The sequence below is a fragment of the Mycobacterium florentinum genome (assembly GCF_010730355.1).
In the GTDB taxonomy this organism is placed as follows: Bacteria; Actinomycetota; Actinomycetes; order Mycobacteriales; family Mycobacteriaceae; genus Mycobacterium; species Mycobacterium florentinum.
The window spans coordinates 1,375,968-1,393,042 of sequence record NZ_AP022576.1 but is presented as its reverse complement, the minus strand read 5'-3'; the positions used below and the strand labels follow the sequence as shown (position 1 = coordinate 1,393,042).

The following is a 17,075-nucleotide window of genomic DNA, read 5'->3' as shown; positions in this document are numbered from 1 at the left end:
GACGTCATGAGCACAGCACAAGCCACCGCCACGCCCGCTCTGCGAGACCAGCTCAAGGACCCGGCTTTCTCGGCCTACCTCGCGCTTCGCACCGTTTTCACGGTCGCGCCCATCGCGTTCGGGCTGGACAAATTCTTCAACCTGCTGACCTATCCGCAGCACTGGAGCATCTACCTGGCCGGCTGGATCGGCCATCTCTTTCCCGGCAGCGCCGACCAGTGCATGTACGTCGTGGGGGTCATCGAGATTGCCGCCGGTGTGCTGGTGGCGGTGGCGCCCCGCCTGGGCGCCTGGGTCGTGGCGGCCTGGCTGGCCGGGATCATCGTCGACCTGTTGACCTTCTCCGGCTTCTACGACATCGCGCTGCGCGACCTCGGTTTGCTGGTCGGCGCGGTCGCGCTCGCCCGCCTGGCGCAGGGCGTGCACAACGGCAGCATCGGGTCCCGCTAGGTCACACCGCACGCAGGTAGCGCTTGGCGATGACGCGTTGCGCCACCGACACGACGGGCCCGCCGGCCTTGCTCCACCAGGTCGCGGGCCGGGAGAACGCCGTCACCTCCGCGAAGACTGCGTCGGTCGAGGGGTCCCGGCGCACGGCGAAGCGTTCCTCACCGGACTCGGGATGGCCGTCCAGCGTGCCGTAGGCAAAACCGCGAAGGTCCGGCTCGTCGATCACGTAGACGACACGGCACGGGGCCTGCAGCGGACCCATCCGCACCAGCACCACCGTGTCGACGGCCGCGACCTCGGAGCTGGCCTGCACCCGCAGCCCGGCCCCCCGCTGCATCCCCCAGCGCAGCACGGCCGCGGCGGCCCGCTCGAACCGCGGCCGGCCCGTGCCGATCCGCTTCTCGAAATCAAAATGGCCGTATCCCGCCGGCAGCTCGGCCCCGGCGGTTGCGCCCACCTCGGCGTAACTCAGCGGAAGTTTGTCCAGTGCTGCCAGGTCCATCCGGCCAGCTTGCCACGCCAGGTGCACGAATGCGGTTGGGGCGTACGGTCGTAAGCGTGACCGCACAGAACTCGAAAACCATTGCCCAAGCGTCTGGAACATTCACTTTCGGCGGCGATCTGACCGTCAACCGCCTCGGGTTCGGGGCGATGCGCATCGTCGGCAAGGGAGTCTGGGGACCACCCGCCGACCGCGACGAATCCGTGCGCGTGTTGCGGCGCGCCGTCGAACTGGGCGTCGACCTGTTCGACACCGCGGACTCCTACGGCCCGTACATCTCCGAGGAGATCATCCGCGAGGCGCTGTACCCGTACCACGACCTGGTGATCGCGACCAAGGCCGGGTTTTTGCGGACCGGTCCGGATGTCTGGGTCGAGATGGGTTTCCCGGCGTACCTGCGGCAGGAAGTTGAGATGAGCCTGCGCCGCCTGGGTGTGGAGACCATCGACCTGTTGCAGCTGCATCGCGTCGACCCCAAGTGGCCGCTGGCCGACCAGGTGGGCGAGCTGGCCAGGCTGAAGGACGAAGGCAAGATCCGCCACATCGGGCTGTCGGAGGTCAACGTCGATCAGCTCAACGAGGCGCAGCAGATCACCCCGATCGTGTCGGTGCAGAACATGTACAACCTGACGGTCCGCAAGTCCGAGCCGCTGGTGGACGCCGCGACCGAGCAGGGTATCGGCTTCATCCCGTGGTTCCCGCTGGCGGCCGGGCCGCTGGCCGCCGCCGACGGCCCGCTGCAACGCATCGCTGCCGACCATCACGCGACGCCCGGTCAGCTGGCGCTGGCCTGGCTGCTGAAGCGCTCGCCGGTGATGCTGCCGATCCCGGGGACCTCGAAGGTCGCGCACCTGGAGGAGAACGTGGCGGCCGCCGAGATCACGCTGTCCGACGAGGAGTTCGAGACCCTGGCGGCCGCCGGAGCGCAGTAGCGGGCCACCCAATACGGTGGTCTGGTGGCCGGCGAGCATCAGGAACACCCGGGCGGCGGATTCAACCCACCCGTACCGACGACCCAGGGCGGGCCCGACTACGGCCGGTTCATCGACGCGGTACGCAAGCTGCAGGACCATGCGCGCGCCGTCGACGCGCCGGACGAGGTCATCTCCGAGGCCGCGGACACGCTGGAGAAGCTGTCCGCGCTGCTGAGCCCGTATGACGCCGACGAGTGGGCGTCGCCGTCGGGCCGCCGGATGGACCTGCCGCTGCGCGGCAACATCCTGACCGTGCCGATGGGGGCGCACCGGACCGAGGATGGCCGGATGGCGGGCTGGGCCCGCTTCGCGCGGTTTCACCTGGGTCGCAACGGCGCCGTGCACGGCGGATCGCTGGGCATGCTGTTCGACACCGTGCTCGGCCTGACGACGTCGGTGCTCACCGGCAGTCCGCGCCAGCGCACCGCCTACCTGAAGATCAACTACCGCCACATCGTGCCGATCGAAAAGGAGCTGCAGTTCGACGCCGGCATCGACGGCGTGGACGGCCGCAAAATCTTTGTGTCGGGAAGCCTGACCGACGGCGACACGCTACTGGCCGAAGCCGACGCGCTGTTCGTGAAACTCAAGCCCGGCCAGCCCTGACCGCGTCGCAGCCGGGATGTGCCGAGACTGAAACCATGTACAGCCGCGCCGGCGTGTCGTGTGCGTGGTTTCAGTGTCGCGATAGCGGCGGCGCCTCCCAGCCCTTAACGCGATGGGTTCTTCGAGGTCGGCCCCGATAGCATGGCTCTGAGTCGATCGCCGATCAATTCCCTAACCAAACCTTGGAGAGCAACCCGATGAGCGCCCCCGCACAACCCGTCCCCGCAGCCCCGATCCGGGTTCCTGCCGGGACTACCGCGGCCGCGGCCGTCGGGGAGGCGGGGTTGCCGCGCCGGGGTACGCCCGACGCGATCGTGGTGGTGCGCGACGCCGACGGCAAGCTGCGCGACCTGAGCTGGGTACCCGACGCCGACGCCGAGGTGGTCCCGGTCGCGGCCAACACCGACGAGGGCCGCAGCGTCATCAGGCATTCGGCCGCGCACGTGCTGGCCCAGGCCGTCCAGAATCTGTTCCCGCAGGCCAAATTGGGGATCGGGCCGCCCATCGCGGACGGCTTCTACTACGACTTCGACGTGGCGGAGCCGTTCACCCCCGAGGACCTGACCAAGCTGGAAAAGCGGATGCGCCAAATCGTCAAGGACGGCCAGCTGTTCGACCGGCGGGTCTACGAATCCAAGGACGAGGCGCGCGCCGAGCTGGCGGGCGAGCCCTACAAGCTCGAACTGGTCGACGACAAGTCCGGCGACCCCGACGTGATGGAGGTGGGCGGCGACGAACTCACCGCCTACGACAACCTCAATCCCCGTACCCGCGAACGGGTCTGGGGGGATCTGTGCCGCGGTCCGCACATCCCGACCACCAAGCACATCCCGGCGTTCAAGCTCACCCGTAGCTCGGCGGCCTACTGGCGCGGCGACCAGAGCAACGCCAGCCTGCAACGCATCTACGGCACCGCCTGGGAGTCGCAAGAGGCGCTCGACAAGCACCTGGAGCTGCTCGAGGAGGCGCAGCGGCGCGACCATCGCAAGTTGGGCGTCGAGCTGGACCTGTTCAGCTTCCCCGACGAAATCGGTTCCGGCCTGGCGGTTTTCCACCCCAAGGGCGGCATCATCCGGCGCGAGCTGGAGGAGTATTCGCGGCGCAAGCACATCGAGGCCGGGTACGAATTCGTCAACACCCCGCACATCACCAAGGAGCAGCTGTACATCACCTCGGGCCACCTCGAGTGGTACGCCGACGGCATGTACCCGCCGATGCACCTGGACGCGGAGTTCAACGCGGACGGGACGATGCGCAAGCCCGGGCAGGACTACTACCTCAAGCCGATGAACTGCCCGATGCATCACCTCATCTATCGGTCACGCGGTCGCTCGTATCGCGAGCTTCCGTTGCGGCTCTTCGAGTTCGGCAGCGTGTACCGCTACGAGAAGTCGGGCGTGGTGCACGGGCTGACCCGGGTGCGCGGCATGACTCAGGACGACGCGCACATCTACTGCACGCGCGAGCAGATGCGTGACGAGCTGACCTCGCTGCTGCGCTTCGTGCTCGACTTGCTGGCCGACTACGGGCTCGACGACTTCTACCTGGAGCTGTCCACCAAGGACCCGGAGAAGTACTCCGGCTCCGACGAGATGTGGGACGAGGCCACCGAAGTCCTGCGGGAGGTGGCCGTGGCGTCCGGGTTGCATTTCGTTCCCGACCCCGGTGGCGCGGCGTTCTACGGCCCGAAGATCTCGGTGCAGGTCAAGGATGCGTTGGGCCGCAGCTGGCAGATGTCGACCATTCAGCTCGACTTCAACATGCCGGACCGGTTCGAGCTGGAATACACCGCGTCCGACGGCAGCCGGCAACGGCCGGTGCTGATCCACCGCGCGCTGTTCGGGTCCATCGAGCGGTTCTTCGGCATTCTCACCGAGCACTACGCCGGGGCCTTCCCGGCGTGGCTGGCGCCGGTTCAGGTGGTCGGCATCCCGGTCGCCGACGAACACGCGGCTTACCTGAAAGATGTTGCCGCGCAACTGAGGTCGCGAGGTGTGCGGGTGGAGGTGGACACCAGCGATGACCGGATGGCCAAGAAGATCGTGAACCACACCAACCAGAAGGTGCCGTTCATGTTGCTGGCCGGTGACCGCGACGTCGAGTCCGCGGCGGTCAGCTTCCGCTTCGGGGACCGCACCCAGATCAACGGCGTGCCGTTGGACGCCGCGATCGATACCATTGTGAAGTGGATCGCCGACCGTGAGAATGCCGCTCCCACACAAGAACTGGTGAAGGTAGCCGGCGGTGAGTGAGCAGGACAGCGAAGACACGATCCTCGACACGGGTGTCGGCGAGCGCGACCACCTGCAGCGGCTGTGGACGCCGTACCGGATGACGTACCTGGCCGAGGCGCCGGCCAAGCGCGACAACGGCAACCCCGAGGAGCCGTTCACCGACATTCCGCAACTGCCAGACGAAGAGGGCCTGGTGGTGGCGCGCGGCGAACTCGTCTACGCCGTGCTCAACCTCTACCCGTACAACCCCGGGCACCTGATGGTGGTGCCCTACCGGCGGCTGTCCGAAATCGAGGACCTGACCGACGCCGAGAGTGCGGAGCTGATGGCCTTCATCCAGAAGGCGATTCGGGTGATCAAGAGCGTGTCGCGCCCGCACGGCTTCAACGTCGGCCTCAACCTGGGAACATCGGCGGGCGGATCGCTGGCCGAACATCTGCACGTGCATGTGGTGCCGCGCTGGGGTGGTGACGCGAACTTCATCACGATCGTCGGCGGCGCGAAGGTGATCCCACAGCTGCTGCGCGAGACGCGTCAGTTGTTGGCCACCGAGTGGGCCAAGCAGCAATGAGTAAGGCGCCCTTCCTGTCCCGGGCCGCGTTCGCCCGGCTCACCACTCCGACGGCCAGGGCGCTGCTGCGGGTGGGTCTGACGCCGGACGCCGTCACGATCTTGGGCACCGTCGTGGCCGTCGCGGGGGCGCTGACGTTGTTCCCGATGGGCAAGCTGTTCGTCGGCACGCTGGTCGTCTGGTTTTTCGTGCTCTTCGACATGGTCGACGGTGCGATGGCCCGCGAGCGCGGCGGCGGCACGCGATTCGGCGCGGTGCTCGACGCCACGTGCGACCGGGTCAGCGACGGCGCGGTGTTCTGCGGGCTGCTGTGGTGGATTGTCTTCGGCCTGCATGACAAACCGCTGGCCGCGGCGACGCTGATCTGCCTGGTCACCTCCCAGGTGATCTCGTACATCAAGGCCCGGGCCGAGGCCAGCGGTCTGCGCGGCGACGGCGGCCTCATCGAACGACCGGAACGGCTGATCATCGTGCTGGTCGGCGCGGGTGTATCGGACTTTCCGTTCGTAGCCTGGCCGCCGGCGCTGCCCGTCGCGATGTGGGTGCTGGCGGTGGCCAGCGTGGTGACCTGCGTGCAGCGGTTGCACGCGGTGCGGACCTCGCCCGGTGCGGCCGAACCCCTGCCGCCCAATCCGGGAAGCGAAACGGGGACGCCGTGATCTCCACTCCGCCCGGCCTGAAAGCGCTCACCGCGCCGCGCGACCTGGTGACCAGGACGGCGAGCGACTGGGCGTACGCCGCCGGCTGGATGGCGGTGCGAGCGGTCCCAGAGTTCGCCGCGCGCAACGTATTCGACACCGGAGCGCGCTACGCCGCCCGCAATGGCGGCCCCGACCAGCTGCGCAAGAACCTGGCCCGGGTCATCGGGGTACCGCCGGCGCAGGTGCCCGACAGCCTGATGCGGGCCTCGCTGGCGTCCTACGGCCGTTACTGGCGCGAGGCGTTCCGGCTGCCGTCCATGGACCACGCTGTCCTGGCCCGTCGGATCGACGAGTTGTTCATCGGCGCCGACAATATCGATGCGGCCCTGGCGGTGGGCCGGGGCGCGGTGCTCGCGCTGCCGCACAGCGGCAACTGGGACATGGCCGGGGTATGGCTGGCGCAGACGCGCGGCACCTTCACCACCGTCGCGGAGCGGCTCAAACCCGAGTCGCTGTACCGGCGTTTCATCGCCTACCGGGAAAGCCTCGGCTTCGAGGTGCTGCCGTTGTCCGGTGGCGACCGGCCCCCCTTCGACGTGTTGTGCGAGCGACTGCGGGCCAACCGGGTGGTGTGCTTGATGGCCGAACGCGATCTCACCCGCACCGGTGTGGAAGTCGACTTCTTCGGCGAGCCCACCCGGATGCCGGCCGGACCGGCGAAGCTCGCGATCGAAACCGGGGCGGCGCTGTGCGCGGCGCATTGCTGGAACGAGGGCGACGCCTGGCGGGTATCCATCAGCACGCCGCTGGACTGTTCCAGCGGGGATGTCGCAACCATCACCCAGGAGCTGGCGAATCGGTTCGCCCACAACATCGCCGCCCACCCCGAGGATTGGCACATGCTGCAACCGCAGTGGCTGGCCGATCTCTCCGATGACAGACGTGCCCGGCTGAAGGAAGCCTGATGCGGATCGGGATGGTCTGTCCCTATTCGTTCGACGTGTCGGGCGGGGTGCAATCGCACGTGTTGCAGCTCGCGGAGGTGTTGCGCGAACGGGGCCATGAGGTCAGCGTGCTGGCTCCCGCGTCGCCGCACGTCCGCCTGCCCGAGTACGTCGTCTCCGCCGGCAAGGCCATCCCGATTCCCTACAACGGTTCGGTGGCGCGGCTGCAATTCAGTCCCGCGGTGCACGGCCGGGTCAGGCGCTGGCTGACCGACGGCGACTTCGACGTGCTGCATCTGCACGAACCGAACGCCCCCAGCCTGTCGATGTGGGCCCTGCGGATCGCCGAGGGTCCGATCGTGGCCACCTTTCACACCTCGACCACCAAATCGCTGACGCTGTCCGTCTTTCAGGGCCTGCTGCGGCCGTTGCACGAGAAGATCATCGGCCGCGTCGCGGTGTCCGACCTGGCCCGGCGCTGGCAGATGGAGGCGCTCGGGTCCGACGCGGTGGAGATTCCCAACGGGGTCGACGTCGCCGCGCTCGCCTCGGCGCCGCGCCTCGACGGGTATCCGCGGCCGGGCCGCACGGTGCTGTTCTTGGGCCGCTTCGACGAGTCCCGCAAGGGCATGGGGGTGTTACTCGAGGCGCTGCCGCGGGTGGTGGAACGATTTCCCGACCTGCAGGTGCTGGTCGTCGGCCACGGCGACGAGGACGAATTGCGCACGAAGGCAGGCGCTTTGGCTGAGCATATGCACTTTCTTGGCCAGGTCGACGACGCCGGAAAGGCGTCGGCGATGCGCAGCGCGGACGTCTACTGCGCGCCCAACATCGGGGGTGAGAGTTTCGGGATCGTCCTGGTCGAGGCGATGGCCGCGGGCACGCCGGTAGTGGCCAGCGACCTGGACGCCTTCCGCCGCGTGCTGTGCGACGGTGAGGCCGGACGGCTGGTACCGGTCGGCGACGCCGCCGCACTGGCCGACGGGCTGATCGAGATGCTCGAAAACGACGCGCTGCGTGAGCGTTACGTCGCCGCGGCGGCCGAAGCGGTGGCCCGCTACGACTGGCAAGTGGTGGCCAGCCAGATCATGCGGGTGTACGAGACGGTCGCCGGCGCGGGCGTCAAGGTCCAGGTGGCCGGCTGATGGCCTGGCCGCTGATCGTCATCCTGCTGCTGATCGTGCTGATCGCCGTACTGGCGACGATCGGTGGCTGGGCACTTCAGACGGCGCAGCGGCTGAACCGCCTCAACATTCGCTACGACCTGTCCTGGCAGGCCCTCGACAGCGCGCTGGCGCGCCGCGCGGTGGTCGCGCGTGCCGTCGCGATCGACGCCTACGGTGGCTCCACGAACAACCCCGAAGGCCGACGCCTGGCCGCGTTGGCCGACGCCGCCGAGCGGGCGCCCCGGCAATCCCGGGAGAACGCCGAAAACGAGCTGTCCGCGGCGCTGGCGATGGTCGACCCGGCCGCACTGCCGGCCGGCCTGATCGCCGAGTTGGCCGACGCCGAAGCCCGGCTGCTGCTGGCCCGCCGATTCCACAACGACGCGGTCCGCGACACCCTCGCGCTCGGCGAGCGGCGGCCGGTGCGTGCCCTTCGTCTCGGCGGAACAGCCGCGCTGCCAAGCTATTTCGAGATCGTCGAGCGACCGCACGCGCTGGCGTACACCGGTCACGGGGTGCCCAAACACCGGACCTCGGCGCGGGTGGTGCTGCTGGATGAGACCGGCGCGGTGCTGCTGCTGTGCGGTTCGGATCCGGCGATCGCGGAATCGGCGCCGCGGTGGTGGTTCACGGTGGGCGGCGAGGTAGGCCCGGGCGAACGGCTGGCCGAGGCTGCCGCGCGAGAGTTGGCCGAAGAGACCGGTTTACGGGTCGAGGCGGCCGAGATGGTCGGGCCGATCTGGCGGCGCGACGAGGTCTTCGAATTCAACGGCGCGTTGATCGACAGCGAGGAGTTCTTCTTCGTGCGGCGCACCGCGCGCTTCGAGCCGGTCTGCACGGGCCGAACCGAACTGGAACGCCGCTACATTCACTGTCACCGCTGGTGCGATGCCAATGACATCGCCGAACTGGTGGCCGCCGGGCAGACCGTGTACCCGCGCCAGTTGGCCGAACTGCTTGCCGACGCGATCGCGTTGGCCGACAACGACAGACCGGGCCGGCTGCCCCGGCTGCAGTCCATCCGTTGACGTGAACTAGAGCGCGTTCGACAGAATGGGCAGGACGCCCGCGGGCGGCAGGCCCACAGCCAGCGGGACCGAGATAGCCGGGCTTGCGCCGGCGATAGCGAGCGAGCCGATGGACTGCAGCGGCCCGGGCAGCCCAGTCGCGTAGCCGAACTCGACTAACGGCTGCAGGAACGGTTGGAGCAAGTCGGCCAACGGATTTCCCAAGATTGGGATCATCCGCAGCGGATCCAGCAGCGGCAAATTCATGGTGGGAACGATGAAGTAGGTGGTGTTGCCGATCTGCTGCTGGATCGCGGTGGCAAGTTGCGCCGCGGTCAGCAACGGAGTTTGGGTGTGCAGCGGAAAGCCGAAGATGGCGTTGAGGTCGGCCGAGATGTTGAAAATGCCCGCGGGGAACTGGGCGACGGGGTCGTACTGGATGCCGTAGATGGCGGTCGTGTAGATGGTGTCGAACGGCGTCGGCACGTGAAATCCGGTGAACACTCCCGGGATAAAGCGGGTCAGGATTCCGCCGGTCACCGGATTGTTCGGATCGGCGAGCATCATGAAGTTCAGCAGGTTGGGGTTCGGCCGCAGGACGGCGGGCAGGGCGTCGAGATAGCGCATCTCCATGGTGGCGATCGTGGCGCTCTGCGAATAGCCGACGACGAGGAGTTGGTCGCCTGCGGCGGTATGGGTCATGATCGCGTTGTTCAGTATCGCGATGCCCTCTTGGACCGACTGCCCGAAGGATTGGCTGTTGATGCCGGTGAGCGGCCACAACTGCTCGGGCGTGTATAGACCCTGCGCGGAATAGCCGGGGTAATTCGGGAGGACGAAGGTTTGGTAGACCTCCTGCAGATATTGGGCACTGGGTGTCGGGTTGCCGGTACCGCCCATGATCAGCGCAATCTGATTGCTCGACGCCGACTGCATGGCGGCCGCGTTGGAGACCTCGGTTTCGGCGTAGGCGTTCTGCGCGGTGATCAGGGTTTGCACGAACTGGTTGTGGAACAGTTCCGCCTGCGCGCTGAGCGCTTGATACTGCGCGGCCTGGGCATCCAGGAACGCGGCCGTGCGCACCGATACCGAATCCGTAGCCGGCGGTAGCACTCCCGTCGTCGGGGCCGCCGCGGCCGTGTTCGTCGCTTCGAGTGCCGCGCCGATCCCTTGCAACTCGTCGGCAGCCGCACCTATCGCGTCGGGGTCGGCGATCACGTAGGTCATCGGCGCGCCGCCTGCCTACTCCGCTGCCGCGCGGGGTGCCACGGCCTTGGGGGCCGCGGCGACGGCGGGAGTGACGGCACCCGTCAATCGCCCGGGCACGTTCATCGGCGGCACGTACGGCGTGGAGGTTGCGGTCGCCGAAACGGGAGCGGCCGCGGCAGCGGGCACGCCGGCGACCGCGGGAGGCGGGGCCGCCGCCTGCGCGGTGCCGGCCCAGGTCGCCGGCACCGACAGCGCCCCGATCGGGGCGGCCCGGCCCACACCCGCGGTGACCATGCCGCCCGTGAGCTGCGCCGCGCCCGGTGCGCCCACCGCGGGACTCGACGCGGTCGCCAGCACCGGATCGATCGCCGGGAGGCTGCCTGCCCCGCTCAGCAACGGATTCGCGCCGGACATGAGCTGGCCCATCGCCATTTGCATCGGTTCCATCGCGAACTGGGCGGGCGTCGAGAGCATCTGCAATTGCGACATCGGATTCATCAGCTGCTGAGTCACCGACTGGACCAGTGAGTTGATCAGCTGGTCAAGGAGCGAGGGGTAGGTAGGGGTGGCGGGCATGCCAAACAGCGTCAGGGGCGGGTTGCTGAACGGTGTCCATCCGGCCTCTGCCGCGGTGGTGGCGGCGTCATAGCCCGTCATGGCCGCCACATCCTGGGCCCACATTTCCGCGTACTCGGCCTCGGTCGCCGCGATGGCCGCGGTGTTTTGACCCAAGATGTTCGTTGCGATCAGCGTCATCAGCAGGGTGCGGTTGGCCACCACGACTTCGGGGGGCACCGTGGCGGTAAACGCCGCCTCGAACGCGCCCGCCGACAAGCGGGCCTGGTTGGCCACCAGCTCTGCCTTTGCCGAGGTCGCGGTCAACCACTGCACATAGGGAGTTGCCGCGGTTGCCATCAGCATCGACGCCGGGCCCTGCCACGCTCCGCCGGTCAGCGTCGACACCGTCGACGCGAAGGCACTTGCCGACGACGCCAGCTGTGCGGCCAACGCGTCCCAGGCGGCCGCCGCTGCCCACATCGTCCCCGAGCGCGGTCCGGCATACATGCGCGCGGAATTGATCTCCGGCGGCAATAGCACGAAATCCGGCAACATCTCCGAACCTCTTCTCGGCCAACCGCCACAGCGGTGTGACCAGGGGTGCCACCCCGTGATTCGCACCAGCAGCAACAGTGTGCGCAAATGGCTGTCGCAATATGTAGCACAATGTGGCTGTCGCCGCACCCACCTGCTGTACAGATGTCGAATGTCGATCCGAAACGGCGGGAAAACTCGGTCGTCACTCACCACTAGAGTGGAAGCGCGATGGTTCGAGGAGAGAAGGGGCTAGTGGACAGCGGCGCACAGTCGAGCCAGCCAGTGACGGGAACGGCGCGCGTCAAGCGCGGCATGGCCGAAATGCTCAAGGGCGGCGTGATCATGGACGTCGTCACCCCGGAGCAGGCCCGCATCGCGGAGGGCGCCGGCGCCGTCGCGGTGATGGCGCTGGAGCGAGTACCCGCCGACATCCGCGCCCAGGGCGGGGTGTCGCGAATGAGCGACCCCGACATGATCGAGGGCATCATCTCCGCGGTGACCATCCCGGTGATGGCCAAGGCGCGCATCGGGCATTTCGTCGAGGCGCAGATTCTGCAGAGCCTCGGCGTGGATTACGTCGACGAATCCGAGGTGCTCACCCCCGCCGACTACACCCACCACATCGACAAGTGGAAGTTCACCGTGCCGTTCGTGTGCGGCGCAACCAATCTCGGTGAGGCACTGCGGCGTATCAACGAGGGCGCGGCGATGATCCGCTCCAAGGGCGAGGCCGGCACCGGTGACGTGTCCAACGCGACCACGCACATGCGCGCCATCGGCGGCGAGATCCGTCGCCTGACATCCTTGTCTGAGGACGAATTGTTCGTTGCGGCAAAGGAATTGCAAGCGCCCTACGATCTCGTCGTCGAGGTGGCCCGGGCGGGCAAGTTGCCGGTCACGCTGTTCACCGCCGGCGGCATCGCCACCCCGGCCGACGCGGCGATGATGATGCAGCTCGGTGCCGAGGGCGTATTCGTCGGGTCGGGCATCTTCAAGTCCGGCGATCCCGCGCAGCGCGCCGCCGCGATCGTCAAGGCCACCACGTTCTTCGACGATCCGGATGTGCTGGCCAAGGTTTCGCGCGGCCTGGGCGAGGCGATGGTGGGTATCAACGTCGAGGAGATCGCCCAGCCGCATCGCCTGGCCGAACGCGGCTGGTAAGAACGATCTGTGGCGATCGAAGAGATCCTTGATCTCGAGCAGCTCGAGGTCAACATCTACCGGGGCAGCGTCTTCAGCCCGGAATCGGGATTTCTGCAGCGCACCTTCGGGGGCCACGTCGCCGGGCAGTCCCTGGTCTCGGCGGTGCGCACCGTCGACCCGCGCTACCAGGTGCACTCGCTGCACGGCTACTTCCTGCGGCCCGGAGACCCAAGAGAGCCCACGGTTTTCCTCGTCGAGCGCACCCGCGACGGCGGCTCGTTCGCCACCCGGCGGGTCAACGCGATCCAGCACGGCGAGATCATTTTCAACATGGGCGCGTCCTTCCAGACCGATCAGGAAGGCATCCACCACCAGGACCCGATGCCGGCCGCGCCACCGCCCGACGGCCTGCCCGGGCTGGACTCGATCAAGGTTTTCGACGATGCCGGGTTCAAGCAGTTCGAGGAGTGGGACGTCTGCATCGTGCCGCGTGATCGCTTGGAGTTGTTGCCCGGCAAGGCATCTCAGCAACAGGTGTGGTTCCGGCACCGTGACCCGCTGCCCGACGACCCGGTGCTGCACATCTGCGCGCTGGCCTACATGAGCGACCTCACGTTGCTGGGGTCGGCGCAGGTCACCCACCTCGACGTGCGCGAGCATCTGCAGGTGGCCTCGCTGGACCACGCGATGTGGTTCATGCGCGCGTTCCGGGCCGACGAGTGGCTGCTCTACGACCAGTCCTCGCCGTCGGCCAGCGGCGGTCGCTCGCTGTGTCAGGGCAAGATCTTCACCCAGTCCGGCGAGATGGTCGCGGCGGTCATGCAGGAGGGGCTGACCCGCTTCAAACGCGGATACCAGTCGTGAGCCGCCCGAGGATCGGCGTGCTGGCGCTGCAAGGCGACACCCGGGAGCATCTGGCGGCGCTGCGCGACGCCGGAGCCGAGTCGATGCCGGTGCGCCGCCGCAGCGAGATCGAGTCGATCGACGGGCTGGTCATCCCGGGCGGGGAATCCACCACGATGAGCCACCTGCTGCTCGATTTGGACCTGCTCGAGCCGTTGCGGGCGCGGCTTGCCGACGGGCTGCCTGCCTACGGCGCATGCGCCGGAATGATCATGCTGGCCAGCGAGATCCTCGATGCCGGCGCCAACGGCCGCCAGGCGCTCCCGTTGGGTGCGATCGATATGACTGTGCGGCGCAACGCTTTTGGACGTCAGGTCGATTCGTTCGAGGGCGACGTCGAGTTCGCGGGATTACAGAGCCCGGTGCGGGCGGTGTTCATCCGGGCGCCGTGGGTCGAGCGAGTCGGCGACGGCGTGCAGGTGCTGGCCAGGGCGGCGGGACACGTGGTCGCGGTTCGGCAGGGGCCGAAGCTGGCGACGGCGTTTCACCCGGAGATGACGGGGGACCGGCGCATCCATCAGCTGTTCGTCGACATCGTTACTGGCCGCAGCTAGCGCGTGGTCTCGTCCGCGGCGTTGAAGCAGTTGAATGCGCGTCCTGGGCGGTAATTTCCCGGAATTCCCGCCCTCACCGCACACTCGAAGCCGTCAACGCGCACTCGAGACAGCGGATGCGGTGATGCGAAGCGATATCGCTTCTCCGAAGCGGCACCGCCCTGCGTTCTTGTGACGTGCGGGGATTCTGATCCGGATGGGGAGTGGCCGGGCAACCCGGCCCGAACGTCCACGTAGACTCGTCTGGCCAAGAAACAAGAGGAACAGCGAGGTAGGCAGACAATGAGCGGCCATTCCAAGTGGGCGACCACGAAGCACCAAAAGGCCGTCAAGGACGCGCGCCGCGGCAAGGAGTTCGCCCGGCTGATCAAGAACATCGAGGTCGCCGCCCGAACCGGCGGTGGTGACCCGGCGGGCAATCCGACGCTGTATGACGCCATTCAGAAGGCGAAGAAGACCTCGGTGCCCAACGACAACATCGAGCGCGCCCGCAAGCGCGGTGCCGGTGAGGAAGCCGGTGGCGCCGATTACCAGACGATCATGTACGAGGGCTACGGCCCCAACGGCGTCGCGGTGCTGATCGAGTGCCTGACCGACAACCGCAACCGCGCGGCCGGGGAGGTCCGGGTGGCGGTTACCCGCAACGGCGGCAACATGGCCGATCCCGGGTCGGTGTCCTACCTGTTCACCCGCAAGGGTGTGGTCACGCTGGAGAAGAACGGCCTGAGCGAGGACGACGTGCTGACCGCCGTGCTCGACGCCGGCGCCGAGGACGTCAACGATCTCGGCGAGAGCTTCGAGGTGATCTCCGAGCCGACCGATCTGGTCGCGGTGCGCACCGCGCTGCAGGAGGCCGGCATCGACTACGACTCGGCCGAGGCCAGCTTCCAGCCGTCCGTGAGCGTGCCCGTCGACGTCGACGGCGCCCGTAGGGTGTTCAAGCTGGTCGATGCGCTCGAAGAGAGCGACGACGTGCAGAACGTCTGGACCAACGTCGACCTGTCGGACGAGGTGCTGGCCGCTCTCGACGAGGACTAGTCGTAGCCGTGGCGCATGTCCTCGACGATGCGCGGGTTGTCCAGCGTTGACGGTTCGAGCGGGCGCGGCGCGATGTCGTCGGAGAACACCGTGGCGGCTTGGAGCACTTGCGGATTGAGGTAGCGCAGCGACGGCGCGTCGGCGGGCATGGTGGGAATCGGCGCCGCGTCACCGGGGCGCGCCAACGCGAAACCCCAGTCACCGAACGTCGGCACATGCACGTGGTAGGGCGTGACCGCATACCCCGCCGAACGCATGGAAGACACCGTGCGCCAGAAGGCGGTCGGTGTGGAAAACGGGCTGCCGGCCTGGACCACGACCAGCCCGTTGGGTGAAAGTGCATGCGCGACAAGGGCATAGAACTCGGTTGAATACAGCCGGCCCAGCACCGGGGTGTCCGGGTCGGGCAGGTCGACGATGACCGCGTCGAAGCCATCGCGCGGTCGCAGCTCCGGGTGGGCGGCCCGAAGCCAGCGCATCGCGTCGTCGATCACGACGCAAACCCGCGGATTGTCCAGCGCACCGGCATTGGCCTCACGCAGGGTGGTGCGGGCGATCTCGATCACCGCGGGATCGAGCTCCACCTGCACGATCTTGTCGATTCCGTGCTGGCGCAACAGCTCTCGTGCGGCCAGCCCGTCGCCGCCACCCAGCACCAGCACCGAGTGTGCGCCCCTGCCGAGTGTGGGATAGACGAGGCTCTCGGTGTAGCGGTATTCGTCGCGGGTGGAGAACTGCAAACCGCCGTCCAGATACAGCCGGGTGTCGTTGCCGCGGCGGGTGACCACGATCTCCTGGTAGGCGGTGTGCCGGTAGGCGACGATCGGGTCGGCGTAAAGCCTTTGGCGGCTTGTCGTTTCGATGTCGTGCGCGTGCACCAGCAGCACGATCAGCAGCCCGAGGGCGGCGGTCAGGGCGCACAGCGCCGTGGCCAGCTGCGCGGTGGAGATCACCCGCCGCAGCAGGAACATCGCCACGATGGCCGCCGCGACGAGGTTGATGACGCCGGTGGCCGCCGCGCCGCGGATCATCCCGAGATGCGGCAGCAGCGCGAATGGCCAGACCAGCCCGCCGACCAGCGCCCCCAGATAGTCGGCCGCATTGAGATTGGCCAGCGTGCGGCCGGAATCGGTGGCGCCGGCGGTGCGCCCACGCTGCAGCAGCGTCATCAGCAGCGGCACCTCGGCGCCGACCAGGCCGCCGATCAGCGCGGTGCTCAGCGCCAGCACCCACGTCGACCCGATCGCGCCGTCCAGGAACGCGAACACCGCGTACAGCGCCGCGGCCGACAGCCCACCGATGATGCCCAGCAGCGCCTCGACCGCGACGAAGACGATGCCCGCATGCCGCAGCAGCGGTTTGACCAGCAGTGCGCCCACGCCCAGCGCCGCGATGTAGCCCGCGACGATCAGCGAGGTGGCGACGATGCCGCCGCCGTTCAGGCTGGCCGACAGCGTCAGCAGCGCCAATTCGTAGATGATGCCGCAGGCCGCGCAGGCCGCCACGGCGGCGAGCAACAGCGCCCGCCAGCGTATCGACGGCGCCGCCGGTCGCGCGGCTTCCTGCGTGGCGGTCATGAGACCGCGGCGGCCGTTACTCCTCCGACCGCCAACAGCATCAGCGCCACCGCGAACGAGCCGGGATGCAGCTCGGGCTCGTCGATGTGCTCGTGGAAACTGCCCGGGATCACCAGATGCAGGGTCAGCAGCGCGATTCCCAACAGGATCACGCCCATCAACCCGTACACCGCGACGCCGACGAGTCCCTGAGCCAATTGACTGTAGCTGTTCACGATGGCGCTGACGATCACGGTGGTCAGCGAGATGTACATCGCACTGGCGACCACGACGGCGTTGGGGCGGCGATCTACGAACACCAGCTGGCGCAGCTTGCCCGGGGTCAGCACGTCGACCATGTAGAAGCCGACGAGCAGGACGGCCATCCCGACGACGAAGTACAACAGCGTCGCGACGACGCCCTTCAGCACGGGGTCGAGATCCACGTTTCCGATATCGAAGGCGAGGTACACGGTTGTCTC

Annotated in this window: 18 protein-coding genes; 13 read left to right on the top strand and 5 right to left on the bottom strand. The window is 67.9% G+C overall.

Going from position 1 to position 17,075, the window contains the following annotated elements:
* Positions 1-6 precede the first annotated feature (6 nt).
* Positions 7-450, top strand: coding sequence for an Rv2617c family stress response/phage resistance protein (locus G6N55_RS06450; RefSeq protein WP_085226885.1), 444 nt, complete (start codon positions 7-9; stop codon positions 448-450).
* A 1-nt stretch (position 451) separates the two neighbouring features.
* Here the strand turns inward: G6N55_RS06450 and G6N55_RS06445 are convergent, their stop codons facing one another.
* Positions 452-952, bottom strand: coding sequence for a DUF1990 family protein (locus G6N55_RS06445; protein ID WP_085226887.1), 501 nt, complete (start codon positions 950-952; stop codon positions 452-454).
* A 29-nt stretch (positions 953-981) separates the two neighbouring features.
* On the opposite strand from G6N55_RS06445, the gene G6N55_RS06440 reads away from it, so the two are divergent.
* The 8 genes from G6N55_RS06440 (at position 982) to G6N55_RS06405 (ending at position 9,116) form a co-directional block, all read left to right on the top strand.
* On the top strand, positions 982-1,884 hold the full coding sequence (locus tag G6N55_RS06440; RefSeq protein WP_085226889.1) for an aldo/keto reductase: 903 nt from the start codon (positions 982-984) through the stop codon (positions 1,882-1,884).
* Positions 1,885-1,905: 21 nt separating this feature from the next.
* A complete protein-coding gene (locus tag G6N55_RS06435; RefSeq protein ID WP_085226891.1) occupies positions 1,906-2,532 on the top strand; it encodes a PaaI family thioesterase in 627 nt (208 codons plus the stop codon).
* Positions 2,533-2,729: 197 nt separating this feature from the next.
* Complete coding sequence (gene thrS / locus G6N55_RS06430; protein WP_085226892.1) at positions 2,730-4,784, top strand: threonine--tRNA ligase; 2,055 nt, start codon at positions 2,730-2,732, stop codon at positions 4,782-4,784.
* The gene (locus G6N55_RS06425) at positions 4,777-5,337 is read left to right on the top strand and encodes an HIT family protein (protein ID WP_085226894.1); all 561 of its coding nucleotides are present in this window, start codon (positions 4,777-4,779) and stop codon (positions 5,335-5,337) included. The genes thrS and G6N55_RS06425 overlap by 8 nt, the downstream gene beginning before the upstream one ends.
* A complete protein-coding gene (pgsA, locus tag G6N55_RS06420) occupies positions 5,334-5,996 on the top strand; it encodes a phosphatidylinositol phosphate synthase (RefSeq protein WP_085226896.1) in 663 nt (220 codons plus the stop codon). The genes G6N55_RS06425 and pgsA overlap by 4 nt, the downstream gene beginning before the upstream one ends.
* Complete coding sequence (locus G6N55_RS06415) at positions 5,993-6,943, top strand: phosphatidylinositol mannoside acyltransferase (protein ID WP_085226898.1); 951 nt, start codon at positions 5,993-5,995, stop codon at positions 6,941-6,943. The genes pgsA and G6N55_RS06415 overlap by 4 nt, the downstream gene beginning before the upstream one ends.
* Entirely contained in the window at positions 6,943-8,067 is a 1,125-nt protein-coding gene (locus tag G6N55_RS06410) for a glycosyltransferase family 4 protein (RefSeq protein ID WP_085226900.1), read from the top strand. The genes G6N55_RS06415 and G6N55_RS06410 overlap by 1 nt, the downstream gene beginning before the upstream one ends.
* Positions 8,067-9,116 (top strand): NUDIX hydrolase, encoded by a 1,050-nt coding sequence (locus tag G6N55_RS06405; RefSeq protein ID WP_085226901.1) that lies wholly within the window; start codon positions 8,067-8,069, stop codon positions 9,114-9,116. Before G6N55_RS06410 ends, G6N55_RS06405 begins: the two co-directional genes overlap by 1 nt.
* Before the next feature lie 6 nt (positions 9,117-9,122).
* On the opposite strand, the gene G6N55_RS06400 is transcribed toward G6N55_RS06405, so the two are convergent.
* Both G6N55_RS06400 and G6N55_RS29455 read right to left on the bottom strand, forming a co-directional pair.
* The gene (locus G6N55_RS06400) at positions 9,123-10,322 is read right to left on the bottom strand and encodes a PE-PPE domain-containing protein (RefSeq protein WP_085226903.1); all 1,200 of its coding nucleotides are present in this window, start codon (positions 10,320-10,322) and stop codon (positions 9,123-9,125) included.
* Positions 10,323-10,337: 15 nt separating this feature from the next.
* Entirely contained in the window at positions 10,338-11,417 is a 1,080-nt protein-coding gene (locus G6N55_RS29455) for a PPE family protein (RefSeq protein ID WP_085226904.1), read from the bottom strand.
* Positions 11,418-11,627: 210 nt separating this feature from the next.
* Here G6N55_RS29455 and pdxS point away from each other — a divergent pair, with 210 nt between their 5' ends.
* The 4 genes from pdxS to G6N55_RS06375 all read left to right on the top strand — a co-directional run bounded on the left by pdxS (position 11,628) and on the right by G6N55_RS06375 (position 15,037).
* Positions 11,628-12,560, top strand: coding sequence for a pyridoxal 5'-phosphate synthase lyase subunit PdxS (pdxS, locus tag G6N55_RS06390; RefSeq protein ID WP_085226906.1), 933 nt, complete (start codon positions 11,628-11,630; stop codon positions 12,558-12,560).
* Positions 12,561-12,569: 9 nt separating this feature from the next.
* Positions 12,570-13,406 (top strand): acyl-CoA thioesterase II, encoded by an 837-nt coding sequence (gene tesB / locus G6N55_RS06385; RefSeq protein ID WP_085226908.1) that lies wholly within the window; start codon positions 12,570-12,572, stop codon positions 13,404-13,406.
* The gene (gene pdxT / locus G6N55_RS06380; RefSeq protein ID WP_085226910.1) at positions 13,403-13,999 is read left to right on the top strand and encodes a pyridoxal 5'-phosphate synthase glutaminase subunit PdxT; all 597 of its coding nucleotides are present in this window, start codon (positions 13,403-13,405) and stop codon (positions 13,997-13,999) included. Before tesB ends, pdxT begins: the two co-directional genes overlap by 4 nt.
* Positions 14,000-14,281: 282 nt before the next feature.
* Complete coding sequence (locus tag G6N55_RS06375; RefSeq protein WP_085226912.1) at positions 14,282-15,037, top strand: YebC/PmpR family DNA-binding transcriptional regulator; 756 nt, start codon at positions 14,282-14,284, stop codon at positions 15,035-15,037.
* Here the strand turns inward: G6N55_RS06375 and G6N55_RS06370 are convergent.
* On the bottom strand, positions 15,034-16,614 hold the full coding sequence (locus G6N55_RS06370; RefSeq protein WP_085226913.1) for a polyamine aminopropyltransferase: 1,581 nt from the start codon (positions 16,612-16,614) through the stop codon (positions 15,034-15,036). The two genes, G6N55_RS06375 and G6N55_RS06370, sit on opposite strands and share 4 nt — an antisense overlap.
* Positions 16,611-17,066: a DUF350 domain-containing protein gene (locus tag G6N55_RS06365; protein ID WP_085226916.1), complete on the bottom strand. Its 456-nt coding sequence runs from the start codon at positions 17,064-17,066 to the stop codon at positions 16,611-16,613. Before G6N55_RS06365 ends, G6N55_RS06370 begins: the two co-directional genes overlap by 4 nt.
* Positions 17,067-17,075: the final 9 nt, after the last annotated feature.